The following is a 25278-nucleotide window of genomic DNA, read 5'->3' as shown; positions in this document are numbered from 1 at the left end:
TGACGAAGCCGTTCATGGACCAGGTCGCGCGTGCATTTAGGGAGGAGTGACGCAAAGGACCTTCGTCCAAAATGGAAATCGAGAGCTTGTTTCGGTTGGTTCAAAAGCCATGGGCGGTGGTTCGATTCCCTTCAACCGCTCCATTCACCTGAGACCGATTTGTTCAATGACGTCCATAGACGTTCAATAAGTTCATAAAATCAGTGAGATAATTGGCTTTGGCGCCTCGCGCGCGCGTAACGACGTGCAGCGGAGTGCAGTGACATCCAGCAAATTTTTCGGTACAAAACCACGGTACAAAGCTGCTAGCTTCGAGGCTGATACCGTAAATGGCGCTGACAGACGTTCAGATTCGTAATGCCAAAAAGTCCGAAAAACCCTACAAACTGCCAGACGGTAAGGGCCTTTATCTGTATGTTTCGACGGCAGGTGGGAAATCCTGGAGGTTTGACTATGCCTACTTTGGCAAGAGAAAGACGCTGACGCTCGGCGCCTACCCCGCCCTTGGGCTGGCTGAAGCCCGTGGCCGTCGAGATGAAGCGAAGAAGAAGCTGTCGGAGGGCTTAGATCCCTCGCTGGCGAAGAAGCGCGAGCAATTGGCCGCCAAGGCGGCCGCCGGGAACACCTTCGGACTGATTACTGATGAATTCATCGCGAAGCTGCGTCGCGACAAGCGGGCTGAGCCGACCATCGACAAGAACACGTGGATGTTAAAGGTCCTCGCCAAGAAGCTTTCGCCGTATCCTATAACTCAGATCTCGGCGAAGGACGTGTTGGACGTCCTTAATGTTATCGAGAAGAGCGGGCGAGTGGAGAGTGCGCTCGCGACTCGCGCGGCCATAGGGCGCGTCTTCCGATTTGCCATCGCAACCGCAAGAGCGGAAAATGATCCAACTTCGGCATTGCGAGGCGCTCTTCAGCGTCATGTGCCAGTCAGCCACCCGGCCCTTACTGGCCGCAAGGAGCTTGGCGGCCTTATGAGAGCAATCTACGGCTATGAAGGCTGGCCATCGCTTATTGCAGCGCTGAAAATCCAAGCCCTTTGCTTTGCTCGGCCGGGGGAAACCCGCTCGATGGAATGGTCGGAACTCGACCTCGAGAACGCGATTTGGACTATACCGGCCGCTAAGGGCGTTGGTGCGCGGATCGTTAATGGCGTTGTCGTAGGTGGTCGGCAATCGCAATAACCGGTCTTTGCAACGATGCCTTTCAAACACAATGTCTCCCGCCACCATCGCATCGGCAAGATGAAGTTTAAGCTGACGAACTGGCCGGAATACGAGGCAGGTCTTCGTCGACGCGGTAGTCTGACGCTGTGGATCACGGCGGAGGCCCTGTCGTGCTGGCAGGCGCCGAAGCGCACGACACGCGGTGGCCAGCCACGCTATTCCGATCTGGCGATCGAGACTGCTTTGACGCTGGGATTGGTTTTCGGCCTGCGTCTGCGACAGACGGAGGGCTTTGTTTCGTCGGTGCTGAAGCTGATGGGCCTGGATCTCGCTGTTCCCGATCACACGACGCTGAGCCGGAGGGCAAGCAAACCGAGAGCGCCAAAAAAGCGGCAGGTGTTTCGTCTCCCGGAAACGGGATCCGTCCTCGTCCTCGTCGACAGTACAGGCTTGCAGATCTACGGTGCGAGCCAATGGCTGGAAGAAAAGCATGCAACCAAATCCTGTCGGGGCTGGCGCAAGCTGCACCTGGCGCTGGATGCCGACAGCGGCGACATCATCGCACACGTCATGACCGATCAGGATGCCGGCGACGCCTCTCAAGTTGGGCCGCTGCTCGACCAGATCGACATGCCGATCCATCAGTTCACGGCCGATGGCGCTTATGACGGCAACCCGACCTATGACGCCGTCACCAGGCACAGTGCTGGTGCTGTCGTGGTCATTCCGCCACGCGCCAATGCGGTGGAACGGCCGGACGCCGATCCTTCGAGCCAGCGAGACCGACACATTGCGGCGATAAACGCCGATGGCCGGTTGAAGTGGCAAGTCGCTACGGGATATGGCAAGCGATCCCTGGTCGAGACCGCAATCGGTCGTTACAAATCGATCATCGGACACCGGCTGCGGGCGCGCTCATTCGGAGCGCAGCGGACGGAAGTCGCCATCGGCTGCTCGGTCCTCAATAGAATGCTGGCATGCGCACGCCCGAAATCCGTCCGCTGCAAGACTGCAACGCCGTAGCAACAGCATCAAAGACGGAATTCCGTTCTTTCAACGACCCGCGCACCAAAGCCGGAAAGACGATATGGTGCGCTAAAAGCCATTGACGCTTTGGAAACAATTCTCGAGATCTTGCGAAAGCTGAATCTCGACGAAAAATTTCAAGCTCAAGGTTCGTTTCTGCAGCTAAAAAAACTGCTGGCATCCGTTGCGAATACCAATCGACTAAATCCAATCGAAACCTCAACACTTATTTTCAAATATGGTGCGATAGCGGATGCCGAACATTGCTATGTCGAGATAAAAGAGAAAATTCCAGGCGCATCAATCGATTGGGACCTGTGGGCGGCGCCGTTTGTCGTATCCCCGCACTTCGTCCAAGCATGGGTCGCGGATGTCGAATACGATAAATGGCAAAATGCTGAAGATCCTCTGATTTATAAAGCCGCCGATCGAGACTATTCCGCATTGCCAATGCGCTCCAATGGATTGCCGCCACCGGTCGAGCAGATGGTGGTTGATATTTCACATAATCCTGGCCGCTGGTACCTTCGCTCTGGGTACGTTGAGGCGGTGGGTGCAGTCATGTGGCTTAGTGATATATTTTGGAGCTACGTCGGCATTCAGCACAGAGAACGGCTATCGGCGCTTGATCCAATCGAGATCAAACAGATAACGGATAAGGTTATCCGCTTGTGTGTCTCCGAAACCGCTTTCACGGAAGCAAGCTCTCATGAGGTGCAAGATCGCTTACGAGACGCCTTGTTTGGCCGGTAATGTTGCACACTTGTTCAATTTCATTGGCGAATGAAAAGTGGTCGATTGTTGAATCGCGTCGGGTTTCCCGAAGCCCACCGCGTGCGTAAACGATTGCTTTCATCTCTACACGCTGCATTGCCGCAGGATCCATCCTCCCCGCATCAACGCATGAGAATGGCGATACTATGAGCTTTGATCTCTACCTGAACTTCAAGCCCGGCGTTCGGCGGCAGGACATTCTCGGGTTTCTGGCTACCCGCGCCAATTATAAGGCGAATGGAAGCCAGACCATGTACGAGAACGAGGTTACCGGCGTGTACTTTATGCTGAACCTCAGAGAGGAAAAGAATGGGCTTTTGCGGAGGAGCGAAGTCAAGGGCCATATCGAAATCAACTATTGCAGACCAAGCTTTTTCGGTCTGGAAGCAGAAATAGAAATTGACGCTCTCCTCAAACGGTTCCCATGTCAGATCGAAGATCCGCAGATGAACGGAATGGGAGATGGACCTTATTCCAGGGAGGGGTTTCTTCGGAGTTGGAACGCTGGCAATGAATTCGGTTTAGGCGCAATTCACTCCCAATCGGGTGCAGCAATCTGGTGTCTGCCGACGAGTCAGCTTCACAGAGCCTGGCAATGGAATTACAGCCGGCCAGTCCGCCAGACCGAATGTGGAGAGCAGCAGTTCGTCCCGCGGATCCTGTTCATGAATGTCGCAGGCAAAACACGGACAATCGCCGTATGGGGCGACTTCCTTCCCTCAATCTTGCCGGAGGTCGATTTTGTCCCGGCGGGAGGCGTGGCGCCGAATGGCGGGCAGGAATTCACGTTGATCAAGTGGCAGCAACTGGCAGAGCTTTTGACTGCCGTTGGTTATGAAAGCGGACCGGAGGGATTCAACCTCGACTATGTGGCAGCCCCAAAGCCGATTGTTGATTTCGTAAATGATCTTCCACCGACCGGCATTTCCGAACTCGTCCGGCTCCCACCCGATCAAGTCCTCGATGAGGAACTGGTTTCGCGCGTGCTGACAGCGCGAAAGAACGCACCGCCGTAGCCCGCATTGAGTAGGCAACCCAATGATCCTGATTAATACCCGTTCTGATGTTTATTGCCGTTGCCTTGTTTGAATACGAGAACAACGTACCACTTGCCGGCCGGACAGAATTGGAAGGCATCGATTGCTAGTTCAATAAACCGCAATGGACCTCTAGGCGGCCTAGCCAGCCAGTGCCTGTGTCGAAATCGAACCTCCGAAGATCGAATGGTCCTCATACACCGGAGCGCTTCGAGGCTTTGGAGCGAGTTCATGCAACGCCCGCGCCTCCGTCGCGGCATCTGCGGGGAAGAAGCACTCGATGCGCAGCTCCTGTAGCGTCACATCCTGCGGCGTGCCCAGTGTGGTAACGGTCGAGAAAAAGTTGAAAATGTGCTCATCCTTACGAAAGCATACCGGTATCACCGGCATCGATGGCGCGTTCGGATTCGGCCGGCGCAAGTGCTTTGGTACGTCCGGATAAGCCAACACTTCTTCCAGCAACTGAGCGGTCAGCGGGTCGGTCACACCACTCACCGCCTCGCGATGCACACGCTGAATCAGCGCACCGGCTACCGTCTCCCAGTTGCTGACAAACGGACGCAGGCCGTTCGAATTGAACATCATGCGCACCACGTTGGCCGACCCGGCCGACGTGGGCTCGCCAAGCAGCAGGCCAAAGAAGCGCTGGGCGGCCTCGTTGGTGTGAAGGATGTCCCAGTGCCGGTTCATGACCACCGCCGGAAACGGCTCCTGCTGGCGCAGGATTGCGCGTAACGCAATCTGCACCGCGCCGAGTTCCGGCGCTTCGAGCGGCGTCTCGGCATACACAGGCGCAAAGCCGGCGGCGAGGAGCAGTACGTTGCGCTCGCGCAAAGGAATATCGAGCACGTTGGAAAGCAGCAGCACCATTTCGCGGCTCGGCTTCGCGCGACCGGTCTCAAGAAAGCAGATGTGGCGTGGCGACACCTCGGCTTCATGCGCGAGCGCCAACTGGCTGAGGCTGCGTGTCTTGCGCCAGTACTGCAGCAGCGAGCCAATCTGCGCGCCTGCCGCGACCGACGCGGAGGAAAGTTGGGTGAACATGGTGCGCTACCTATCTTTTCGATGGACGGGGTCAATTCCCTGGCAGGTAAGCGGCGATTCTAACGCGCGACAAGAGTACCTTTTCCAATCGCTTCCGCGACCTCGACTTACCTGCGAGGGAATTGAGGCTCAGCTCGTGCCAGCCGACAGTACACCCAGCGCGGCATGTGCTGCGTGCTCATCCCCTCATAGGATTTCACCATGTATCAATATCGCGTCCACACCCTCGACTCCGCCCCCGAAAAATCCACCCTCGCTCTCCAAGGATTAAAGCAGGCGGTCGGTCTCATTCCCAACTTGGCCGCGACGATGGCGGAGTCGCCGACACTGATCAACGGCTTCGTCGGCGCCTTCGGCAATTTCCATGGCGGCAGTTTCAGCGGCCCGCAGAAGCAAGTGCTGCTATTGACCAACGCCGTTGCCAACACCTGCGCATGGGCCGTCGCCTTCCATTCGACGATGGCACTGAAGGAAGGGGTCGATGCCGACGATGTTGTCGCAATTCGCGAAAGGCGGCTGCCGAAAGACGCCAAGTGCGCCGCGCTTTCCAGCTTTACGCGCGCGTTGATCGACAAGCGTGGACATATGGACGAGCAGGACGTTTCCGCGTTCACCGGCGTAGGCTTCGGGCGGGATCAAGTGCTGGAAGTGATCGCCGGGCTTGCGGTCTCGGTGATGGCGAATTATGCGGGGAATATTACCAACCCGGTGTTGGACAAGCCGTTTGAGGCGCAGTATTGGAAGGCTTAGGCACCAGGTCCAACCGTTACGCGTGTTCGTTGGCGCGATCGCTTTGGCTGAGCGGCTGATCACTAGCGGGCTGATCGTGGGCCAGATCATGCCACCGTCGCAATCCGTCGACATCATGGCCACATTGGACGAGGTTCGCAGACAGATCGGATTGCGATACCCTGGCGAGCGCTGAAAATCGCTGGTCCTAAAGCGCACTGCATCTCGTCCGTGTCGCCATGTCAGGAACCAACACATGATTGCATGCCGTCTGTGCTTTCCGGTACAACCGGCGTTAGACCTCCCTGATCGACCCACGACCATTCCGGCGCGGGCAATCGGGACGCGCATTCGGCGCGTGGATCGCTAGCCAAGGTTCCATAATAGCTCCCTATGCCAAAAGAGTTTAAACAAACCAGCAGCTTAGCTAAACCAGGTCAGGATGTCGACGGTTCTGATCCCTTCAAGAGCTTAGGTAGGCGGATCGGCATCTTCTTGGGCATAGCCGGCCTGTACAAGCGACATTTCCCAAAGGCTGTGGCCGCTTTATTCGCCGCGCTGATTGTCGGCCGATTGCAGAAACGCCCAGTGTAGCGCAGCGGGCGTTTGCGTATCTGGAATCTGGTTGAAAGTGGTTACAGGGACGCAGGCCTTCAGACGGTCGGACGGGTCTCCTACTCCATCGCCAGGATCATGTTGCGCACGACAGGGTAGATCTCCTTCTCCCAGCGGCGGCCGTTGAAGACGCCGTAATGTCCGACGTTGGCCTGCAGGTGGTGGCGCTTCAGGTGAGGGCGCAGCGAACGACAGAGGTCGTGGGCGGCCGAAGTCTGGCCCAGGGCGCAGATGTCGTCGCGCCCGCCCTCGACCGTCAGCAGTGCCGTGTTGCGTATCAGGCCCGGATCGACCTTGCGCCCGCGATGGGTATACTCGCCCATCGCCAGTTCGGCCTTCTGGAAGACGCGGTCGATCGTCTCGAGATAGAATTCTTCCGTCAGGTCGAGCACTGCGAAATATTCGTTGTAAAAGGTCTTAATCTTCCCGGCTTCGGCCGTCTCGCCCTTTGCCAGGTGCTCGAAGAGCTTGTGATGGGCGGTCTGGTGGCGCTCCATGTTCATGCTCATGAAGGCGCTGAGCTGGACGACGCCCGGATAGACCCGCCGCCCGCCGCCGGCAAAGCGCAACGGAACGCAGCTGATCAGCGAATTCTCGAACCATGCGAGCGATTTCGAGACGGCGAGTTCGTTGACCTTCGTGGGGCTCTCGCGCGGGTCCACCGGACCGGCCATCAGCGTCATTGTTCTTGGCGTGGCGGGATGCCTAGCTTCCGACATCACGGCAACCGCCACGAGCGCCTGAACGCAGGGCTGGCAGACGGCAAGGATATGTCCGCCGGGGCCGATCTCCTCCAGGAAGCGGATGATATAGTCCACGTAATCGTCCATGCCGAAGCGTCCGGCGAAAAGCGGAACGTCGCGGGCGTTGGCCCAGTCGGTGATATAGATGTCGTGGTCGCGCAGCAGCGTCTGCACCGTACCCCTCAGAAGTGTCGAGAAATGGCCGGAGAGCGGGGCGATGACGAGCACCCGTGGCCGTCTCGTATCGACGTCCGCGGAAAAATGCAGCAGCTTGCCGAAAGGCAGATCGAGGGCTGTCTCCAGGGTTATCGGCACATCGCGATTGCCGATCGTCACCGATGTTATGGCGAAATCCGGACGTTCGTGGGTTAGCTGGAACCGGGAGATCATCTCCATCGCCGCCTCGAAGTAGCGGCTCAGGTCGCCGCTCCAGAAGCTAGAGGAAAACATCTCGAGGCGTCGCGCCCAGTCGCGCATCGGGGCGAAGAGGTCTTCCTGGAACTGATAGGCTTGGTAGAGCATGACGCATCTCCTGTATCGCAACTGAATTTCGCGATGCAAAAATGCTAGTGCAATATTTCTTGCGATGCGAGAAGATTGTCCGCGAAAGCAATGTTGTTCGAAGGATGTGGGTAGAATGACGCAAGCGACACTGACGATTTCCTCGAAGAACTATTCCTCGTGGTCGCTGCGCGGCTGGCTACTGTGCCGGATGGCGGGGCTAGATTTCACCGAAGTGCTCGTCGAACTGGATGACAATGCCCGCCAGGAGCTTCTGTTGCTTTCGCCTTCGGTGCTCGTCCCAAGACTGACCCACGACGATGTCACTGTGTGGGATACGCTGGCGATTGCCGAATATCTGCACGAGATCGCTCCCAAGGCCGGCCTCTGGCCCGCCGCGCAGGCAATACGCGCCCGCTGCCGATCCGTCTCCGGCGAGATGCATTCGGGCTTCCACAATCTGCGTTCGGCACTGCCGATGAACTTGAAGTCAAGGCACGAGAGCTTCAAGATCTTCTCGGGCGCGCGGCCGGATGTCGAGCGCGTCAAGACGATCTGGACCGAATGCCTGGATGCCAGCGGCGGCCCCTGGCTCTTCGGTGGTGCTCCGACCGTTGCCGACGCCATGTACGCGCCCGTCTGCACGCGTTTCCGCACCTATGCCGTGGAACTCGAACCGCAACTGGCAGCTTACGCCGACACCGTCTTGTCCTGGCCGCTCATGATCGAATGGACAGCCGGCGCGATCACCGAGCCGGACGAAATCGTCGAGCTGGAAGTGGAATTCTGAGGGGAGCGGGATTCGCCTGGCACGCCGCTTACACGAAAGCGGCGGTTCGAATTGGTTCGACTGCAAGATCGTGTAATAGCGGGGTCGGCGGTCAGGATCCCTTCAAGGCGACCAATCAAAAGCATCTGGCGAAATCGAGTTATGCTGCCCACGGATACCGCGGACAAGAAGCCTTTTTTCTGAAGAACGCTGGCACCGAAATGGCGCTGTGATCAAGTCAGTATGTCCCAAATCACCTCCAGGCAGCAAAATCTTTGAAGCCGTGCCCGGTCACCATACAGACGATGGTATCATTTGGTCCGATTTCGCCCTTCATGAACAGATTGCGCGATGCTGCAAGCGATGTCGCGCCCGTCGGCTCGCAGAAAAGTCCGGCCTTCCGGGCGAGATCGGCCATAGCCTCAAGAATGGCTGCATCCGTGACCGCACAGGCAGCGCCTTGGCTTTGCCTGATCAGCGAGAGCGTCAGACTGCCTTCTTCAGCATAGGCGAGCAGCGGATCGGAAATGCCTGAAGCGATCGTTTTCGGGTTGTCCCAACTATGGACCTCCGTCTGGTCCGCCGCAAAGGCCCGCACAATTGGCGCGCAGCCTTCGGCCTGTGCAGCAGCCAGGCGCGGTGTCCTGCCTGCAGTGTCCATGAAGCCCTGAAAGACACCCTTGACCAACGGCCCGGAGCTGGTGGGAACAACGATCCAGTCAGGGATCATGCCTCCCCTCTGCCGATACAGTTCCTGTCCGACCAGCCGCAGGGCGTCGACGCCGTAGGGATTGAGATAGGTGGTGGTCAGGTTTGCATAGCCGGTTTCGGCGCAGAGCTTCATCGCATGCTGGAAGGAATTTCCGTAGTGCCCCGGCACCCGCTCGAGTTGGGCACCGTAGGCGACAATCTGGGCAAGCTTGCCCGCCGGCGTCGCTTCCGGGCAAACGACGATGGCCGGAATGCCGGCATTGGCGGCATAGCAGGCGGCGGCGGCCCCGGCATTGCCGCTTGATGCGCTGACGACCCCGGTTGCGCCGAACTCGAGCGCGCGGCTCATCGCCGCGGCGACCAGCCTGTCCTTGAAGGAGCCGGAAGGATTGCGGGTTTCGTCCTTGATGAAGAGGCTCCCGCGGAAATCAGCATGGAGGAGATCGGGCCGCAATTCGCGCAGCGGTGTCGAGCCTTCGCCAAGCGTGACGGCGTCGCTGACGAAATCGGCACGGCGCCAGTCGCGCCCCTCCGGTTTGGGGCGTACCACCTCGAGGATGCCGTCGCAGTCCGGGCAGCGATAAATGAGCGTTGCCGGTAAAGAATGATCGCAGGCGATGCAGTGCAGCGTCAGTTGCTGAGGCATGGTTCTGATCCCTGGACGAACGGAGAGGCTCACTGCATCATGCCGCGTGCAGCCACGGGAAAGACGGTTTCGACATGCCCGCCGCGCACGCCGACATACCAGTCGTAGCGGTCAACCGTCGGGTCGCAGTGGCCGGGAACGAGACGCAGCGTTTCGCCAATGGCAAGACTGCCCGGGCCTGAGCGAACGACGAGCGCCCCATGCTCGTCGGAGGCGCTGGTGAATTCGATATCCTGACGCGCATGAACAAGCGGCAGCCCACTGTCGACGGCCACGCCCTTATGGCCGCAATCCAGCACCGCGATGCCGTCTCGGGCCGCGCTCATGACTGTGCTCAGGACGAAAAGCGACTGCTGAAATGGCGGCGCGGGCCGGTTTCGCGCATAGTCGGCATCCATGAACAGATAGGAGCCGGCTTGCAGCTCGGTGTACACACCGCTTGCCGCCTCATGAGAAAATGTTCCCGTGCCTGCGCCGCCGACGATGGCACATTCGAGGTTCTGCCTCCGGATGGCGGCAATCGTATCCGCCGTTTTCGCCACAGCCCGGCCGATTGCCTCGCTCCGCTCTTCCTCGGTGCGCAGATGCTGGGCGCCGCCTTGGTAGGCTTGCAGGCCGCCAAACGTGAGATGGCGGCTCCTGGCGATGCGCGTCGCCAGCACTGCCGCAGGCTCGCCGGCCCCCACGCCGCAGCGTCCGCCGCTGACATCGATCTCGACCAGAACGGTCATTCTGATGGCGCGGGATTCCGCCAGGGCCTCGATCTGATCGATCACTGCCGCATTGTCGGCGCAGACCGCGATCTTCGACATTTTCGAAAGGGCGGCGAGCCTTGCGAGCTTGCGGGTGGAAACGACCTCGTTCGAAACGAGAATGTCGCCGACGCCGCCCCAGGCGAGCACCTCGGCTTCCGCCGTCTTCTGCACACATTGGCCAACGGCCCCGTGCGCGATCTGCCAATGGGCGATCACGGGTGATTTGTGGGTCTTTGCATGGGCTCGCAACCGAACGCCGGATGTGCGGCAGAAAGCGGCCATGCGGTCGAGATTGCTTTCCATGGCGTCGAGATCGATGATGAGGGCAGGTGTATCGATGTCCGCCTCGCTCATTCCGGGCTCGGCAGGAGGGCGTTGAAGCATTGTGTCTTCCTCTGATCGCGATGATGCCGATCATGGTCATGGTGGGTTGGAGGGGCGACGGCCCTTGCCCGGGTGTTGGAGACGATGCGTGGCGCGACCGCGCCTCGCATCGCTCGTGTCGTATCAGGCAGCCATCGACGCGCGTGTTTCCCGCGACAGCGTCTCGAAATTGTCGCGGATATAGGCGGCCGCGCGCAAGGCGAGCGCCGAGATGGTCGGCGTCGGATTGACGACGCCGCCGGTGGCAAGCACGCTGCCGTCGACGATGAAGAGGTTGGGAACCTCCCAGGTCTGATTCCACTGGTTGACGACCGATGTCGCGGGATCGCTGCCCATGCGGCAGGTGCCGATCATGTGCCAGGCGGGTGTGCGGTAAACGCCCTGCTTGTCGCGATAATCATGCAGCCGGTAGTCGAAGGCGCCGCAGGCCTTGGCCAGTTCTTCCAGGCGATCCAGCATGTAGTTCATCATTCGCTTGTCGTTTTCGCCGGGTGCGTAGTGGGTCTTTGCCGCAGGCACGCCATCGGAATCCTTCAGCACCGGATCGAGCGTCACGCGGTTTTCCGGGTTCGGTAGATCGTCGCCAATGCCGAAGACGCCGATGGAATGGCCGAAATGACGCTCGAACCACGCGTGGTGGTCACGGCCCCACGGCGCACGCGCCGAGGTAAACCAGCCGGCTGCGAGCTCTCCGGCCGACGGCGAAGAGGTAATGCAGTTGAAATTGAAGCCGTTGACGAAGCCGCGCGACACGTCCGTTTCGGCAAATTGCCGCGACAGCAGCGAGGCGACGTAACCGGTATGGCCGTCAACCGGCTCGTCGACCCACATCTCGCAGGCGACGAGCGTGTGATGCAGGAGATAACGGCCGACCTGGTCGTTGCTGTTGGCAAGATTGTCGGAGGCCAGCAGAAGCCTCGGTGTTCCGATGCCGTTTGCGGCGACGATGACCAGCTTGGCTTTCTGGAACTGGGTCCGCCCTGTGTTACGGTCGATGTAGAGGGCGCCGGTCGCGCGGCCGTCCGGTCCCTTTTCGATCTTCAGCACGCGGGCGTTGATGCGCAGTTCGCAGCCGGCATCGAGCGCCTTCGGCCAGATGGACATCGAATATTTGCTCATCGATCCGCGCGGGCAGCCATTGCAGATGCCGCAATTGTTGCATGCGGGCCGACCGTCGTAATCCTCCGAGATCGCGCCGGCCTCGGCCGGCCACCAGTGCCAGTCGAGCGCGTCGAAGCCGGAGGCAAGGCGCCTCGCCACCTTGGAAACGGGCATCGGCCGGGTCGGACAGCGCTCGCGCGGCGGCATGGCCGGATCGCCGGCCAGTCCGGATACGCCGACGAGCTTGTCGGCCTCTTCGTAGAAGGGAGCGATATCCTCATAGGTGATCGGCCAGTCCGGCTGCAGGCCATGCTCCGTGCCCTTGCGGAAATCGGAGGGACGATAGCGCGGCCAGATCGCACCGTAGACATTGGTCGATCCGCCGACGGCGTTCCACATCAGGATCTGGGAAGAGTCGGAATTGACGGGAAAATCGTCAGGATGGCTGCGCTTGTTGACGTCGGGGCTCCAGTTGGTGCGGCGCTGCCACGACCAGTCGGCATGGAGATGCGGATGATCCTGGGCTTCCACCCAGGAACCTTGTTCAAGGCAGACGACATCGAGGCCCGCTTGCGAAAGCACAAGCGCCGCCAGCGATCCGGTCGCGCCGGCGCCCACGATCAAAACATCACAGGTGCGTTCCGTCGTCATCTTTCCAATCCCCACTGATCCGTCTTTGCGGTGTCGAGGTCGAGTGCCGATGTATCGACCGGTCCGACCTCGTTGGTGTTCAGGTAATGGCCGCGCTGATGCCCCGGCATGTCCCGCGCAAAATCAAAGGGCCTCATGGGATATCCCGTCACATGGGGACGGTGCGAATAGGGACGCCCGGTATGTCGAATGGCTTCGATGACAAAGGGCGTCTCGTAATAGGCAAGCGTTGCCGCCGTATAGATCCTGTCGAAGAGATCGCGATCGGCAGTCTCGAAGGCCTTGACCGATCCAATGCGTGTCTCGGCATCGGCACTTGAAAGCCCGCCGCTTTGCCAGCCGAGCAGGTCGGCCAGAGCGGTGGTCTCAGCTTCGCTCCAGTCCGCGAAGAGACGCAGCGCCACGATGCCGTGAACGCCGGCGTCGGAGGCCGACGGCCAGCCGTCGGCGCCGGGGATCAGCTCGTCGACGAGGGCGCGGATCATCCGCGTTCTCTCGGCTGGGGAAAGGCTGGAATTCCTTCCCTCGGTGTCAGCAGGGGAATGTGCACTCATGCTCTGCCCGCCTTCCGCTCCATCGTGACCGTAATCATCTTCAGCTCGGTCATGGCTTCCATCGTGTGCATGCCGCCGAGGCGGCCGATGCCGCTCTTGGTGCCCGTACCGCCGCCGAAGGGCAGGTGGATCTCCCACCAGGTGCTGCCGGCATTGACGTTGACGATACCGGCGGGGATCGCCTTGGCGATCGAAACACCCCGCGTCACATCCGCCGTGAAGACACCGACCGACAGGCCGTATTCGCTGTCGAGCGCCAGATCGAGCGCTTCGGCTTCATCTTTAAAGGCAAGAACGGGGACGACGGGACCGAAGGTTTCCTCGCGATTGATTTTCATCTCCCGCGTGACGTCTGCGATGATCGTCGGCTCGAAGAACAATCCGCTGCCGAGATCGGGACGCGGCTTACCGCCATAGAGCACCCTTGCGCCTTGGGCCACCGCGTCATCGACGTGCTCCTTGACCTTGGCTGCGACCTTCGGATTGTTGAGCGGTCCCATGGTCGTTCCCTGGTGGAAGGGGTCGCCGAGCACATGTTTTGCCGCATGCGCCACCAGTTTTTCGCACAGGCTGCCGGCGATCGAATGATGCGCGAGAACACGGCCCGTCGCGGCGCAAACCTGCCCGGCATTGAAGAAGGCGCCTCCGGCGGCGGCGGCCGCAGCCGCATCCAGGTCGGCGTCCTCGAAAACGATGACGGGGCCGTTGCCGCCGAGTTCCAGAAGCAGCGGCTTGCCTGCGCCGCGCTCGGCGATTTTCCTGCCTGTCGCCGCACTCCCGGTAAAGCCGATCGCTGCGACGTCGGGATGGACCACGACAGCGTCGCCCGCCGTTGCCCCTTCGCCGATGACCAGGTTGATGACGCCGGCCGGCAGCCCCGCGCTGTCTATGGTTTCCATCAGCGCGCAGGCGACAAGCGAGGTCGAAGGCGCCGGCACCCATACGATCGTGTTGCCGGTCGCAATGCCCGGCGCCAGATATTCGACGGGGATGTTGACGGGGAAATTCCACGGCGTGATGACGCCATAGACGCCGCGCGGCTGGCGGATCGTCATCACGAGCTTTGTCGGATCCTCGGCCGGAAGGGTCTGGCCGCCGAACTGCTTGATGAGTTCGGACGCCAGCCGGAAGCCGTCTGCGGCCTTGCCCACTTCTCCCATGGCCTCGGCAAGAACCTTGCCCTGCTCGAGGGAGAGGATACGTGCAATCTTTTCACGCGACGCATCAATTGCCGAGGCAATCGCAACGCAGATTTCGGCTCGCTTGAAGACAGGCGTATCGGCCCATGACGCGGCGGCGGTCTTTGCGGCCGCGACAGCCCTTGCCGCCGTTTCGCGGCACGACTTCGGCAGCTGGGCAATGGTCTCGCCTGTTGCCGGATTGACGGCCGGCATCGTTTCCGGCTCCGTCTGCCACTTGCCGCCGATAAAATTGGCCGGCGTGTTGTTTGTCGGGTAACCACCATCCATCTGAAGATCTCCTCTTATTCGGCTGCTGCTGCGAATGTCTGGCGATCGGTGCCGATGTCCTGGCCCGCGATGACGAGGCCTGCGGCAAACAGGCGCTCGGACGCGGCGACGATCTCGCCGCGCGAGTCCTCCAACGGGAAGCTGCCCTGGCGCAGTTCGAGAACGCTCGCATCACCGGCGGCGCCGATCTTGAAGGTTCCGAGCTCGGGCCGTTGCAACGCCTTGGCCGCGTTGACGGTCGACGCCGCGATGACCTCGTTCATCGACATGCCGAGCGCCAGGAATTTCGAAAGCGTGGTGACTTGATCATAGGCCGGGCCGTCGATGCAGAGCGTATGAACGTCCGAGGAAATGGTATCGGGCAGGAAGCCCTCCGCCATCATCGCGCGCGCGGTCTTCCAGGAGAAGGACCCCATGCCGTGACCGATGTCGAACAGGACACCCCGCTCCCTTGCCGCAAGCACTTCAGGTTTGACCTTTCCCTTGCCGTCGATGGGTGCATTCGGGAATGGGCGGAAGCAATGGGTCAGAACGTCGCCGCTGCGAAGGCGGGAGACCACGGCCTCATAGGAGGGGGGCGGCTCGTCGATATGCGCCATCAGCGGCAGGCCGGTCTCGTCGGCAACCTGCAGGGCCACATCGAGCGGTTGGATCCCGGAAGGACCGGAGGCATGACGGCCGATGCGCACCTTGACGCCGATGATGACGTCGCGATTGGCATTGATGACCTCCACCGCCTCCCGTCCGGCCAAGAGCCGAATGTCATGGCTTTCGCCAATCATGATGTTCTTCGCGAAGCCATAGATGCCGGCAAAGGAAACGTGCAGGTAGACGAGAATGCGGACGGTGCTCTGTTCGATCACGTGCTTGCGAAATCCCGGAAAATTGCCAGGTCCGGCGCTGCCGGTGTCGACGCAGGTCGATACCGCGCTCTTGCGTGCGAAAGCGTCCGGATCGACGCCGAGCGACGTGCCGCCCCAATAGACATGGGTATGCAGGTCGATCAGGCCGGGTGTCACGATCAGGCCGGCGACGTCGCGTTCCTCGGCACCGGCAAGGCCGTCACCGAGGGCGGCAACTTTGCCGCCGGCGAAGGCAACATCGGTGATGCGGTCGATCCCCTGGGAGGGGTCGATGACGCGGCCGCTTTTCAAAACGAGATCATAGGGCATGAATTCGGCTTTCGGTTTCCATGTAATGCTGATTGATGCGGGTGCCTCCCTCGGCCGCGAAGTAACGGACGGCGTCGGCGCTCGCGTGGAGGGTGATGCTTTCGCCCGGCGACAGGCCGGACGGGTCGGTGCACGTCGCCCGGACGACATGGCCGGCGACCGAGACGTCGAGGAACTGGAAGGGACCGGCGGGTTCGATGAGCAGCAGCTCGCCGGTCAGCGAGAGTCCGCCATTGGTCCAGCCGGCCGGTTTCAGATCATGGGGTCGCACGCCGAGAATCTGGCCGGTACTGCCGCCGCAAAGTTCGGCGGGCAGGAAATTCATCTGCGGACTGCCGATGAAGCCGGCGACGAACTGGTTGGCGGGCTTTGCGTAGACCTCCATCGGCGGCGCGAATTGCTGGACGATGCCATCCTTCATGACGGCGATCCGGTCCGACAGCACCATGGCCTCTTCCTGGTCGTGGGTCACGAAGATGACCGTGATGGCGAGTTGCTTCTGGAGCCGGCGGATCTCCGTTCGCATGCGCACGCGCAGCGACGCATCGAGATTGGAAAGCGGCTCGTCCATCAAAAGTGCCGAGGGGTTTCTGACGATGGCACGGCCGACGGCGACACGCTGGCGCTGACCGCCGGAAAGGGCCGCGGGCAGCCGGTCGAGCAGGGGTTCGATGCCGAGAACATCGGCCGCCCACGCCACCTGCTTGCCGATCGTCGTATCGTCGAGCTTCTGCTGGCGCAGCGGAAAGGCGATGTTGTCGCGCACCGTCATGTGCGGGTAGAGGGCATAATCCTGAAACACCAGCGCGATATTTCGCTCGCGCGGGCCGAGATCGGAAATCTCCTTGCTGTCGAAGCGGATCGATCCTTCGTCGATCTGTTCGAGCCCGGCGATACAGAACAGCAGCGTCGATTTCCCGCAGCCCGACGGGCCGAGGAAGGAAATGAACTCACCATCATTGATCGAAAGATCAAGTCCCTTGAGGACCGGGGTGTCCCCGAACCGCTTGTTGAGGCCTGCGATTTTGATCGATGCCATGGTTGAAGCTCCTTTCAGCCCTTGACTGCGCCGGACAGCGCACCCTGGACGAGGTAACGTTGGAAGAAGAAGGCGACGGCGACAGGTGGCAGGATGGCAAGCACGCTGGCGGCAAACAGCGGCCCGTACTCGTAGAACCTGGCCTGGTTGAGAAAGCCCGCGATCACCACGGGGATCGTCTGCGTCTTCGGTGTCGACGTCAGGATCATGGCAAAGAGGAACTCGTTCCAGGACACCAGGAAACAGAAGATCAGCGCGGCGATGATGCCCGGCCGGACGACCGGCACCAGGACCTTGCGGAACATCGTCCACTGGCTGCAGCCATCGATTTGTGCTGCGCGCTCCAGGCTGACGGGGACGGTTTCGAAGCTGGTCTTCATCATCCAGGCCGCAAGCGGCATGAGGATCGTCGAATAGGCGATGACGAGACCGAGATGCGTGTCGATGAGACCGAGGGTGCGGAACATCACGAAGAACGGCAGAACCAGCGTCAGGGCGGGCACCATTCGTGTCAGAAGCAGCGCCCAGAGGCTGACCGCAAAAAACCGACGGCTGGCGTAACGCGCGAAACCGTAACCAGCCAGGGTGCCGAGCGCCACGTTGACGACCGATACGACGATGCCGATGCCGAAACTGTTGAGCACCGACAGCGGCACGCGTGCTGCCTGGACGCTGGTGGTCCCTTCCGCCATCAGCACCGCGCGGTAGTTATCGAAGGTGAGCGTCGAGGGCAGGATGGACGGCGGCGTGCGGATCAGGTCGGTAGCTGGCGAAAGGCTGATGAAGATCAGCGCAGCAACGGGAAGGAAAGACCAGACAAAGATTGCAGCGACGGCAATTGCAAACAGAACCTTGGTGGTGTTTCGGGCGGCAATCGGTCCCATCAGTCTTCTGGGCTTCCATTCGGGAAGGACGACCATGGCGGGGCGCGGCCGGGTTGCCGTTTCCGGCACGATGGATGCTGCTGCAGACAGCGTGGCCTTCGCCTTCCGAGGGCTGAGAAAGACGAAATAGACAATGGCGAATGCCAGGCTCAAAAACGTCAGCACATAAAGAAGTGCTGCGCCTTCGCCGAATTTCAGGAACTGGAACGACTGCATGTAGCCGAGCCAGGACAATGTCGTGGTCGCCGAACCCGGGCCGCCGCGTGTCATGATCCAGATGATGTCGAAGGCCATGAACGCGTTGATAGTCGCGATGATCGTCGAGAAAAGCAGCGTCGGCTTCAACCACGGCAAGGTAATCGAGAAGAAGCGTTTCACGGATCCTGCACCGTCCAGGATGGCGGCGCGATGCAGGTTACCCGGCATGGATTGCAGGGCGGAAAGCAGCATCAGCGTCGTCAACGGCGCCTGGTTCCAGACCTGCGTCAATGCAACGAGGTTAAGCGCACGGAACCCGTCCCCGAACCATGCCTGTGCCCATAAGCCCAGACCGATATCGTTGAGGAAGCCGTTCAGCAGCCCGAAATTACCGGCATAGATGAAGGACCAGAGAACGCCGATCGACACGGGCGCCATGGCCCAGGGAATGAGGACGACGCTGCGCAGGAAGCCGCGGCCGGCAAATCGCTGGTTGAGGACGAGCGCGATCAGCGTGCCGAAAACGGTGGTGCCGATGACAGCAATAGCGGAGAAATAGAGCGTGCGCGCAAGCGCATACCAGAAATCCTGATTCTGGAAGACCTTCGTGTAATTGCCGAAGCCGACAAAGATCCAGCGCTTGGTGATCGGATTGGTGCTGTTGAAGGAGAGGTAGAGACTATAGAGGAGTGGCACGCCGACAATCAGGATCATCAGGATGAGTGTCGGGGTGACCGAAACATAGGCGAAAGCCGGCAGGCGAACCTTGCGGCTGCGTTCGCGCGCCAGGGGCTCGGTTCTCTGCGACTGCAGGGTCATTGTCATGGCGTCCTCGCACATCATCTTTCCCAAGCTGCAGGCAATGCCGCATTTGGTGATGTCGTTGGAGGTTGATATAGACGGGACAGCCGGTGCAAACGGCCGGCTGTCCCCGCATGTCCTACTGGTACTGGGTCTTCAGTTCGGAAGCTTTGGCTGCAAGGGAAGCCACCAGCGCATCGGTCGAGCTGCCTGAACGGATATATTCCTGCACCTGCTGCATCATGAACATATCCCATTCCGGGAACCAGATGGCCTTGCCGATCGCGCGTGACGTCGCCATGCCGAGCTGCTTGGCAGAGATGTCGAGGTCGCGCCATTTCGAAAAGCTGGCGACGATCTCCGGATCCTGCATGACCTCCTTGTAGCCCGAGCCGAGGCCGAACTCGAGTGCCCAGCGCTTGATCACGTGATACTGACCGTCGCTGGCCTTGCCCCCGAAGAACTGCAGGAGGTTCCACACGCGCTCCTCGTCGACGGGCTGGGCGCCCATGAGATAGGCGGCCGTCCAGGCCATGGTCGAGCGCGTCGCGCCGGGCATGATCGCGTTGCGCACCTTGCCTGCGATCTTGGAAACGGCGGGATCGTTGGCGACCTTGTGATTGTAGTCATGCACCACCATGAAAGTATGGCGACCGGAGGCATAACTGGGCACGCCCTCGCCAGGCAGGGTCATGATGTCCTCGACGACCAACTTCTCCTTGTAGAAGGTCTGGTTGATTTCGAGGATCTTGCGCAGCGCCGGCTCATCGACGAAATTCCCGTCGCCGTCGAAGACTTTCGCGCCTTCCGAATACCATGCAGCGAACATGTACCAGGACATGTTCGGCCACTGCTGCTGCCACATCGCATGGAAGGGCGCATCAGAAATGCCGTCCTTCTTCAGCTTGCGACAGACATCCAGAACGGCATCCCAGGTTTCAGGCGCCTGTACTCCGGCCTTTGCAAGGTGTTCCTCGTTGTAGAGAAAGGTATTGTAGCCAGCATAATAGGGCAGGCCGCACAGCGGACCGCCATTCGGCAGTGACAGCGACTCGACGCTGACCGGGAACATGCCGGCCTTGATGTCGGCAACGCCTTTCATGCTCTCGATATCGCGGATCCACCCGGCCGCGTGCCAGCGGGCGATGTAGTTTTCCTCCGAATAGAGCATATCGATACGCTGGCCGCCGGTCAGCTTGGTTTCGGCCAGCGGGTGATAGTCGCCCGACACCAGCTCATAATTCACGTTTTCGTCGTAGAGCTTCATGAACGTCTTGACGTTCTCTTCGACGATCTGCGGTTGGTATTGCCAGCCGACGAAGCTGATCGGTGTCGAAGGTGCCGCGAAAGCCCGCGATCCCATCATTGCCGCGGCCGATAATCCGGCGGCGCCCTTTAATATCTGTCTTCTGGACAGCAGGTATCGTTCCAGCGAAGAAATCATGCCAGTTCCCCATTGTGATAGCTTTTTGATTTCGGCCAACCGGCTGCGCCGGAAGATAACTTTCGGTATCTCCGGCCTGGAGGACTATGCGTCGGGCCGGTTAAGCTCTTGCTGTGGGATAAATATGCGCGATATTTCTCGGCTGTCCAACGAAATTTTCATTTCCGGATCATTTTTTGATGTTTATATTAGCTTGATTATTTTTTAAGCTATTTTTTGATCGAAAAAACAAAAAATAGTCATTCTTCCACATCAGTCGCATAAAGGTTGGGTCTGGGCCACGTCGCGCGCGGTGGCCAGTTGCTGCTTGAGGCGGCGAAGTTTTTCCCGTCCGGCATCTTTGCGGGCGATGGCCACCCCGTAGGAGATGATGTCTATCGCGATCATGTAGGCATAGCGGATCGAGGCGGGGCTCAGAATGTCCTCGTCTGGAGGACTGTCGACCGGCAAGAGTTCATCGACGGCCGCTGCAAGGGGTGTCCCGCTCGGCGTCAACGCGATTGTCGTCGCGCCATATTCCCGGGCAACGGAGATTGCCTTTTCGAGCTCGATATTGGTCCCCGTGAGCGAGCAGCATATGACCACGTCCGTGCGTTCGACCGATGTTGCCAACATGAACTGCATCTGGTGATCGCTGCAGGGGATGACGCGTATGCCCAGGCGGAAGAAGCGATTCTGGATCTCCTCGATAAGCCAGGAGGAAACCCCACCACTGCCGAACGCATAGAGCGTATGACATGCGGTGATCCTGTCGACCACAGCCTGAGCGCGCTCCAGATCCACATTGTGGTGAATGTCCGCGATCGTCTTCTGCGCTCGTTTGCTGACCCGCTCGGCCACTTCTGCAATGGACCCGGGCGGCGTCTGCGGTTCAAGATACCGGATTCCTATGCGGACAGATCCCATGATTTTGAGTTTGAGATCCTTGAGGCCGTCACATCCCAGCATTCGGGAAAACCGCGTCACGGTGGGCGCCGATACTCCAAGCCACGTTGTAATTTCTTCTATCGGTTTTTCCACAAAGCTGTGTGGTTCGCTCAAAATGGCGTGAGCAATCCGCCGGTTAGTTTTGGAAAACTGCGACTGCTGGTCGACAATCAAACCGATGATGTCTTGTGCGTTGCGCTTGTCACCCTGGATGGCCGTGCCATCGGGATAGTGCGAGGTGCGATTTTCTTCCGACCGATGGCGAGCCATTGAAATCTCTCCGTTCAGGTCGAGGTTTTGAATTAAACCGTCACGGTGTCAACATTTCTCTGAATTGCCATGCCTGTTCATGGTGTTCCTGAAGCAGCAAAAAGCTCTGCGAGCTTGATCGGCGTATAATCTTCCAGATAAGGGCCGATGATCTGGATACCGAGCGGCCGCCCATCGTTTGTCCGGGCGTAGGGCATGACCGTTGCCGGCAACCCGGCAGCTGTAGCGACGGATGCCCACGCGACCTGATCGCCGCGATGGGTCCTGATCCCGTCGATCCTGATCTCTTCGGAAGCCGCCTCGGCGTGCGATAGCGCGGCCACCGGGGCTGGCGGGCATATGACGACGTCGACATGGCGGAAAATGTCTCGCCAGTGCCAGCGAAGCTTGATGCGTTCCTCGTTGGCAGTGAGCCAGTCGGCATGCGATATCACGCTTGCGCGCAGCCGGGCGGCGGATATGGACCTATCATCGACCGCAAGCGCGTTGACCTGCGCCTGAAGGCGGCGTCTTGCTTCAACGCTCTGGCCGAGGCCGAGCGCACCACCAAGCAGGCGCATGTAGATGGCGAGTACGAAGGCGAGGTCGGGCACGATCCCCCGTGCTGGACGAACGTCGGCTCCGAGCGACGCAAGGTCGGAGGCAAAGGACGCAATGGCTCCGCGTATGGCGTGATCGGTGGTGATCGAAGGATGGCGATCCAATACGAGAACGCGAAAATCCTGATGGACTGGTGACGTGGGGGTGGCAGCTCAAGCTTGAAGCTGGTCGCTTCGTCGTCATCGGGACCGGCCATGATTGCCAAGCCGAGCGCCACATCCCGGGCGCTGCGGGCCATCGGGCCGGGAGCGGACATATCGAGCCGCGCCTTGCGACCGTTCAGCACGTGACCGCGCAGCGGTATCAGCCCCGCGGACGCATTGTGTCCATAGATGCCGCAGAAATGCGCAGGGAGCCGGATCGACCCGCCGAGATCCGAGCCGATGTCGAGCGCCGACAGGCCCGCCGCGACAGCCGCGGCTGCGCCGGCTGACGACCCTCCGGGCGTCCAGTTTGCATTCATCGGATGGTTCGTCCGGCCGTAGACTGGATTGCTGGCATTCCAGCCGTCGAGACCCTCGGACACATTGGTTTTTCCGAGAATGACGGCGCCGGCCTTCCTCAGCCTTGCGACCGAGACAGCATCCTCGGAGGCAATCGCGTCGCGAAACACCTCCAGACCCCAACTTGTCGGCAAGCCCGCAACGTCGAAGGATTCTTTGATGGTGATGGGAACGCCGAGCAACGGCAGCCGCTCTCCGCTGGCCCGTTTTCGATCCGCCTCGGCTGCCTGCTGCCGGGCGGCGTCAAAAGCGTGAACCACCACAGCATTCATCTCGCGATCGCGGTCCTCGATCGCCAGGATGGCATTGTCGGTGCATTCCTGCGCGGAGATTTTTCCGTCGGCGATTTCGGCGGCGAGGGCCGTGGCGTCCATCATTGCGAGTTGCCGTCGAAGAAGCGGCGTGCCGCCGAGAGGCATTCCTCGAACATCGACAGGTCGTCGGCCGGCAGCAGCGTGCCGCTCTTAGGGCGGGCCACAATCCCGCCGCGCGCCGCAATGCCGCCATCGAGCATCAGGTTGTCGGCCATGTCATGATATTCCACCATCTGCCCGTCATCCGCGCGAAAGACGCCGTCGTCCCGGACCGCCAAGGTGCCGCCGAAGTGCCCGACGATGCGCTCCTCGTAATGCCGCGGATCGTTGCTATAGGCAAAAGCGGGTCGATCGAGCGCGCACATGAAGCCGAGCTCGAAAGACGTGCCAACATCAGCGGCAAATCCTCTGAACGGTGTGATATTGGCAATGACGAAATCGGAGTCGCGCATCACCACCTCGTTTGCCGCGCTGATATAAAGGCCGCTGCCGAACTTATCGTCGGGAATTTCGGCATCACCCATCCATATGTTCGGATGGAAACCGTACTGGAGCGTAAGAGATCGCTTACGCTGAATCAGCGTCTCGCCGTTGGCGAAAAAGACTTCCGGACCTGCAAGATAGACTTTCATGTTTTTTCCTTGGGACATGACATGTGTCAGCGCCACCCGCGCCTTGCCTCCGTTGGAAAGCGCTCGGGCGGCTGATTGGAGTGGCGCCCGGCTCAGCTTCGATGGAGCCGGTGTCCTGTTCATTCTGGGTAAGCACGAAAATCGGGCTAGGAGAGTTCGCCCGCTTCGATCGCGGCCATGATGCGGTCGCGATACGATGTGTCGCGATCGGCGATCACGTTTTCGACGCGCGAAGCTTCCGTCATGAAATGCTCGTAGCCGCGCCCCATTTCCCAGCCGCGACGGGTGTGCATGTCGATGGCAAAATCCGGGACCTCCGGCGGCTTGTCGCGCACCGAGAGTTCTAGCTTGGCGAAATTGACCATGTCGTCAGACGTGCGATCCTTCGGGCTGTCGGCGATCAAACGCAGCGCGTGAGCGGCAAACAGGAAACGGTCGCCAAGCGGGCGGGGATAGCGCGAATGCGTGCGATAAAGAGTATCGATCAACACCGGCAGCATGATATTGCCACCGCCGACGTCTTCCACGGCGATCACGCTGAGGCGCGACCACAGCATCTCTTCAAGCTCTGCGCTTGAGATATACATTTCATAAGCTATCAGCAGGGCTTTCTCCTTGAGCCCTCTGCGGAGGCACTTCTGGAGACCGGAAATGACCTCATCGGCCGGAACGCCGTGATAGGTCGAAACCTTCTGCCACGGATCCGGGGGTAGACTGACTTTCATATGTGCTGTCCTTCACTTCATTGAGACATCATTTGAGTTCGATTTCGACGAACTCGACCGGCGTGTCGCTGAGGTTGACCACATTGTGCTCGACACCGATTTGGCGGAAATAGGAAACGCCGGCGATCATCTGTGCTTCGTGGAGCGACCCATCCGGATTGATCATCGTCAGCGTGCCGCTGATCGACGGCACGACAATGTAATCATGGCCATGCCGATGCCAGCCTGTTTCCGTTCCAGGGGCAAAATGCCAGCGCACTATACGCACGCGTTCATTGTCCTGCTGCACCGTTGCTTCAGCCGGCGTCAGAATTTGGTCGGGCATCGTTATCTCCATTTCTCGTTCACACGACGCTCGGCGACCGTCGATCCAGTAAAGCAGATCACCGAGATGACGGTGGCGACAAGACTGGTGCCGAAGGCGCGCTCGGTCTGGAAGTCGGTTGCGGCCGTGCGGAACATATGGCCGAGCCCCGACGTGCCCATTAGGAACTCGGCGACCATCGCCGACAGAACCGCAGGAGGTGCAGCGAGCCTCAACGCAATCATCCAGCTCGGAACCGTTGCTGGCGCGACCAGATGGATAAAACGGCGAAGCGGCGGTGCGCCAAGCACCTTGAACAGATCGTCACTACCCGGCGGCAGCGCTTTGAGCCCAGCGGACGTGAATACGAAGGCCGGAAAGAAGGAAATGATGACGACGATCGCAAGGACGGTCTTTACGTCGTAGCCGAAGATGCGGGCGAGAACCGGAATGAGCGTGACAACGGGCACCGATGAGAAGATCAGGCTCAGGGGTACTAGGATGCCGCTCATGACACGCGATGTCCAAGCGATGACCGCAATCAGCGTACCCAACCCCATGCCGATGATCAGCCCGAGAGCCGCTAGCATCAGGGTCTGACCGCCATTTTGAAGATAGACCCCCGGCGAGCTCAGGATATCGGCAATAACATTGGCCGGCTGCGGCATGACGATGGCATTGACGCCGGTAAGGCTGACCCAGCCCTGCCAGAGAAGCAGCACGGCCGCGACACCCCAGTATCGTGAGAGCGTCAATTTCATTGCGCTCGTCAGCCCTCGAGCTTGTT

The 25278-nt window shown here is 60.0% G+C and carries 24 protein-coding genes and 1 pseudogene; 7 read left to right on the top strand and 18 right to left on the bottom strand.

All coding sequences use genetic code 11. From position 1 onward, the window contains the following. Nucleotides 1-329: 329 nt before the first annotated feature. The 4 genes from PMI11_RS09430 (at nucleotide 330) to PMI11_RS09415 (ending at nucleotide 3985) form a co-directional block, all read left to right on the top strand. On the top strand, nucleotides 330-1187 hold the full coding sequence (locus tag PMI11_RS09430) for a tyrosine-type recombinase/integrase (protein WP_007815992.1): 858 nt from the start codon (nucleotides 330-332) through the stop codon (nucleotides 1185-1187). Between the two features lie 15 nt (nucleotides 1188-1202). Continuing rightward, nucleotides 1203-2192, top strand: a complete 990-nt coding sequence (locus PMI11_RS09425) for an IS5 family transposase (protein WP_007815989.1) — start codon at nucleotides 1203-1205, stop codon at nucleotides 2190-2192. A gap of 111 nt (nucleotides 2193-2303) precedes the next feature. After that, nucleotides 2304-2948 carry a hypothetical protein gene (locus PMI11_RS35965; RefSeq protein WP_157179610.1) on the top strand — a complete coding sequence of 215 codons (645 nt, stop codon included), beginning with the start codon at nucleotides 2304-2306 and terminating at the stop codon, nucleotides 2946-2948. Nucleotides 2949-3115: 167 nt separating this feature from the next. Beyond that, nucleotides 3116-3985 (top strand): hypothetical protein, encoded by an 870-nt coding sequence (locus PMI11_RS09415; RefSeq protein WP_007815987.1) that lies wholly within the window; start codon nucleotides 3116-3118, stop codon nucleotides 3983-3985. A gap of 162 nt (nucleotides 3986-4147) precedes the next feature. Here the strand turns inward: PMI11_RS09415 and PMI11_RS09410 are convergent, their stop codons facing one another. Beyond that, nucleotides 4148-5050 carry a helix-turn-helix domain-containing protein gene (locus PMI11_RS09410; protein ID WP_007815985.1) on the bottom strand — a complete coding sequence of 301 codons (903 nt, stop codon included), beginning with the start codon at nucleotides 5048-5050 and terminating at the stop codon, nucleotides 4148-4150. A gap of 201 nt (nucleotides 5051-5251) precedes the next feature. Between PMI11_RS09410 and PMI11_RS09405 the strand changes: the two genes are divergently transcribed. Continuing rightward, the gene (locus PMI11_RS09405) at nucleotides 5252-5800 is read left to right on the top strand and encodes a carboxymuconolactone decarboxylase family protein (protein WP_007815982.1); all 549 of its coding nucleotides are present in this window, start codon (nucleotides 5252-5254) and stop codon (nucleotides 5798-5800) included. A 653-nt stretch (nucleotides 5801-6453) separates the two neighbouring features. Here PMI11_RS09405 and phaZ read toward each other — a convergent pair. Beyond that, on the bottom strand, nucleotides 6454-7659 hold the full coding sequence (gene phaZ / locus PMI11_RS09400) for a polyhydroxyalkanoate depolymerase (protein WP_007815980.1): 1206 nt from the start codon (nucleotides 7657-7659) through the stop codon (nucleotides 6454-6456). Between the two features lie 115 nt (nucleotides 7660-7774). Here phaZ and PMI11_RS09395 point away from each other — a divergent pair, with 115 nt between their 5' ends. Next, the gene (locus tag PMI11_RS09395; RefSeq protein WP_007815978.1) at nucleotides 7775-8428 is read left to right on the top strand and encodes a glutathione S-transferase; all 654 of its coding nucleotides are present in this window, start codon (nucleotides 7775-7777) and stop codon (nucleotides 8426-8428) included. Nucleotides 8429-8660: 232 nt separating this feature from the next. On the opposite strand, the gene PMI11_RS09390 is transcribed toward PMI11_RS09395, so the two are convergent. From PMI11_RS09390 to PMI11_RS09350, 9 genes are all read right to left on the bottom strand, one after another. Further along, complete coding sequence (locus tag PMI11_RS09390) at nucleotides 8661-9764, bottom strand: pyridoxal-phosphate dependent enzyme (protein WP_007815976.1); 1104 nt, start codon at nucleotides 9762-9764, stop codon at nucleotides 8661-8663. Between the two features lie 29 nt (nucleotides 9765-9793). Next, nucleotides 9794-10903, bottom strand: a complete 1110-nt coding sequence (locus tag PMI11_RS09385; protein WP_007815974.1) for a DSD1 family PLP-dependent enzyme — start codon at nucleotides 10901-10903, stop codon at nucleotides 9794-9796. 123 nt (nucleotides 10904-11026) lie between these two features. Further along, the gene (locus PMI11_RS09380) at nucleotides 11027-12655 is read right to left on the bottom strand and encodes a GMC family oxidoreductase (protein WP_007815972.1); all 1629 of its coding nucleotides are present in this window, start codon (nucleotides 12653-12655) and stop codon (nucleotides 11027-11029) included. Then, the gene (locus PMI11_RS09375) at nucleotides 12652-13140 is read right to left on the bottom strand and encodes a hypothetical protein (protein WP_037071028.1); all 489 of its coding nucleotides are present in this window, start codon (nucleotides 13138-13140) and stop codon (nucleotides 12652-12654) included. Before PMI11_RS09375 ends, PMI11_RS09380 begins: the two co-directional genes overlap by 4 nt. Before the next feature lie 65 nt (nucleotides 13141-13205). Further along, nucleotides 13206-14678, bottom strand: coding sequence for an aldehyde dehydrogenase family protein (locus PMI11_RS09370; protein WP_007815969.1), 1473 nt, complete (start codon nucleotides 14676-14678; stop codon nucleotides 13206-13208). Nucleotides 14679-14692: 14 nt separating this feature from the next. Beyond that, nucleotides 14693-15850: an amidohydrolase/deacetylase family metallohydrolase gene (locus PMI11_RS09365; protein ID WP_007815967.1), complete on the bottom strand. Its 1158-nt coding sequence runs from the start codon at nucleotides 15848-15850 to the stop codon at nucleotides 14693-14695. Next, nucleotides 15840-16889, bottom strand: coding sequence for an ABC transporter ATP-binding protein (locus tag PMI11_RS09360; RefSeq protein WP_007815964.1), 1050 nt, complete (start codon nucleotides 16887-16889; stop codon nucleotides 15840-15842). Before PMI11_RS09360 ends, PMI11_RS09365 begins: the two co-directional genes overlap by 11 nt. Before the next feature lie 14 nt (nucleotides 16890-16903). Further along, complete coding sequence (locus PMI11_RS09355; protein ID WP_007815962.1) at nucleotides 16904-18796, bottom strand: ABC transporter permease; 1893 nt, start codon at nucleotides 18794-18796, stop codon at nucleotides 16904-16906. A gap of 115 nt (nucleotides 18797-18911) precedes the next feature. Continuing rightward, entirely contained in the window at nucleotides 18912-20039 is a 1128-nt protein-coding gene (locus PMI11_RS09350; RefSeq protein ID WP_244430550.1) for an ABC transporter substrate-binding protein, read from the bottom strand. Here PMI11_RS09350 and PMI11_RS38030 point away from each other — a divergent pair. Next, nucleotides 20038-20424 (top strand): hypothetical protein, encoded by a 387-nt coding sequence (locus PMI11_RS38030; protein ID WP_244430549.1) that lies wholly within the window; start codon nucleotides 20038-20040, stop codon nucleotides 20422-20424. The genes PMI11_RS09350 and PMI11_RS38030 overlap by 2 nt on opposite strands. Nucleotides 20425-20468: 44 nt before the next feature. On the opposite strand, the gene PMI11_RS09345 is transcribed toward PMI11_RS38030, so the two are convergent. The 7 genes and pseudogenes from PMI11_RS09345 to PMI11_RS09320 form a co-directional block, all read right to left on the bottom strand. Continuing rightward, nucleotides 20469-21413 (bottom strand): MurR/RpiR family transcriptional regulator, encoded by a 945-nt coding sequence (locus tag PMI11_RS09345; protein ID WP_007815958.1) that lies wholly within the window; start codon nucleotides 21411-21413, stop codon nucleotides 20469-20471. A 77-nt stretch (nucleotides 21414-21490) separates the two neighbouring features. Continuing rightward, the gene (locus tag PMI11_RS38365; RefSeq protein WP_280110099.1) at nucleotides 21491-22117 is read right to left on the bottom strand and encodes an amidase family protein; all 627 of its coding nucleotides are present in this window, start codon (nucleotides 22115-22117) and stop codon (nucleotides 21491-21493) included. A 107-nt stretch (nucleotides 22118-22224) separates the two neighbouring features. Continuing rightward, a pseudogene (locus tag PMI11_RS38360) lies at nucleotides 22225-22788 on the bottom strand (amidase family protein); the annotation flags it as partial. Nucleotides 22789-22889: 101 nt separating this feature from the next. After that, nucleotides 22890-23462, bottom strand: coding sequence for a nucleoside 2-deoxyribosyltransferase (locus tag PMI11_RS09335; protein ID WP_007815945.1), 573 nt, complete (start codon nucleotides 23460-23462; stop codon nucleotides 22890-22892). A gap of 146 nt (nucleotides 23463-23608) precedes the next feature. Beyond that, nucleotides 23609-24187 (bottom strand): hypothetical protein, encoded by a 579-nt coding sequence (locus tag PMI11_RS09330; protein ID WP_007815943.1) that lies wholly within the window; start codon nucleotides 24185-24187, stop codon nucleotides 23609-23611. A gap of 28 nt (nucleotides 24188-24215) precedes the next feature. Continuing rightward, entirely contained in the window at nucleotides 24216-24512 is a 297-nt protein-coding gene (locus PMI11_RS09325) for a cupin domain-containing protein (RefSeq protein WP_007815940.1), read from the bottom strand. A 2-nt stretch (nucleotides 24513-24514) separates the two neighbouring features. Beyond that, the gene (locus PMI11_RS09320; RefSeq protein WP_007815938.1) at nucleotides 24515-25252 is read right to left on the bottom strand and encodes an ABC transporter permease; all 738 of its coding nucleotides are present in this window, start codon (nucleotides 25250-25252) and stop codon (nucleotides 24515-24517) included. Between the last annotated feature and the right edge of the window lie 26 nt (nucleotides 25253-25278).

The sequence above is a fragment of the Rhizobium sp. CF142 genome (assembly GCF_000281145.1).
In the GTDB taxonomy this organism is placed as follows: Bacteria; Pseudomonadota; Alphaproteobacteria; order Rhizobiales; family Rhizobiaceae; genus Rhizobium.
Note: the sequence above shows the minus strand (reverse complement) of the source record. Positions and strands in the feature narration are given on the sequence as shown.

Bases quoted from the DNA above. Each gene is read 5' to 3' on its own strand.
- PMI11_RS09430 (WP_007815992.1), top strand. From the start codon at position 330: ATGGCGCTGACAGACGTTCAGATTCGTAATGCCAAAAAGTCCGAAAAA.
- PMI11_RS09425 (WP_007815989.1), top strand. From the start codon at position 1,203: ATGCCTTTCAAACACAATGTCTCCCGCCACCATCGCATCGGCAAGATG.
- PMI11_RS09415 (WP_007815987.1), top strand. From the start codon at position 3,116: ATGAGCTTTGATCTCTACCTGAACTTCAAGCCCGGCGTTCGGCGGCAG.
- PMI11_RS09410 (WP_007815985.1), bottom strand. From the start codon at position 5,050: ATGTTCACCCAACTTTCCTCCGCGTCGGTCGCGGCAGGCGCGCAGATT.
- PMI11_RS09405 (WP_007815982.1), top strand. From the start codon at position 5,252: ATGTATCAATATCGCGTCCACACCCTCGACTCCGCCCCCGAAAAATCC.
- phaZ (WP_007815980.1), bottom strand. From the start codon at position 7,659: ATGCTCTACCAAGCCTATCAGTTCCAGGAAGACCTCTTCGCCCCGATG.
- PMI11_RS09395 (WP_007815978.1), top strand. From the start codon at position 7,775: ATGACGCAAGCGACACTGACGATTTCCTCGAAGAACTATTCCTCGTGG.
- PMI11_RS09390 (WP_007815976.1), bottom strand. From the start codon at position 9,764: ATGCCTCAGCAACTGACGCTGCACTGCATCGCCTGCGATCATTCTTTA.
- PMI11_RS09385 (WP_007815974.1), bottom strand. From the start codon at position 10,903: ATGCTTCAACGCCCTCCTGCCGAGCCCGGAATGAGCGAGGCGGACATC.
- PMI11_RS09380 (WP_007815972.1), bottom strand. From the start codon at position 12,655: ATGACGACGGAACGCACCTGTGATGTTTTGATCGTGGGCGCCGGCGCG.
- PMI11_RS09375 (WP_037071028.1), bottom strand. From the start codon at position 13,140: ATGATCCGCGCCCTCGTCGACGAGCTGATCCCCGGCGCCGACGGCTGG.
- PMI11_RS09370 (WP_007815969.1), bottom strand. From the start codon at position 14,678: ATGGATGGTGGTTACCCGACAAACAACACGCCGGCCAATTTTATCGGC.
- PMI11_RS09365 (WP_007815967.1), bottom strand. From the start codon at position 15,850: ATGCCCTATGATCTCGTTTTGAAAAGCGGCCGCGTCATCGACCCCTCC.
- PMI11_RS09360 (WP_007815964.1), bottom strand. From the start codon at position 16,889: ATGGCATCGATCAAAATCGCAGGCCTCAACAAGCGGTTCGGGGACACC.
- PMI11_RS09355 (WP_007815962.1), bottom strand. From the start codon at position 18,796: ATGACAATGACCCTGCAGTCGCAGAGAACCGAGCCCCTGGCGCGCGAA.
- PMI11_RS38030 (WP_244430549.1), top strand. From the start codon at position 20,038: ATGAACGTCTTGACGTTCTCTTCGACGATCTGCGGTTGGTATTGCCAG.
- PMI11_RS09350 (WP_244430550.1), bottom strand. From the start codon at position 20,039: ATGAAGCTCTACGACGAAAACGTGAATTATGAGCTGGTGTCGGGCGAC.
- PMI11_RS09345 (WP_007815958.1), bottom strand. From the start codon at position 21,413: ATGGCTCGCCATCGGTCGGAAGAAAATCGCACCTCGCACTATCCCGAT.
- PMI11_RS09335 (WP_007815945.1), bottom strand. From the start codon at position 23,462: ATGAAAGTCTATCTTGCAGGTCCGGAAGTCTTTTTCGCCAACGGCGAG.
- PMI11_RS09330 (WP_007815943.1), bottom strand. From the start codon at position 24,187: ATGAAAGTCAGTCTACCCCCGGATCCGTGGCAGAAGGTTTCGACCTAT.
- PMI11_RS09325 (WP_007815940.1), bottom strand. From the start codon at position 24,512: ATGCCCGACCAAATTCTGACGCCGGCTGAAGCAACGGTGCAGCAGGAC.
- PMI11_RS09320 (WP_007815938.1), bottom strand. From the start codon at position 25,252: ATGAAATTGACGCTCTCACGATACTGGGGTGTCGCGGCCGTGCTGCTT.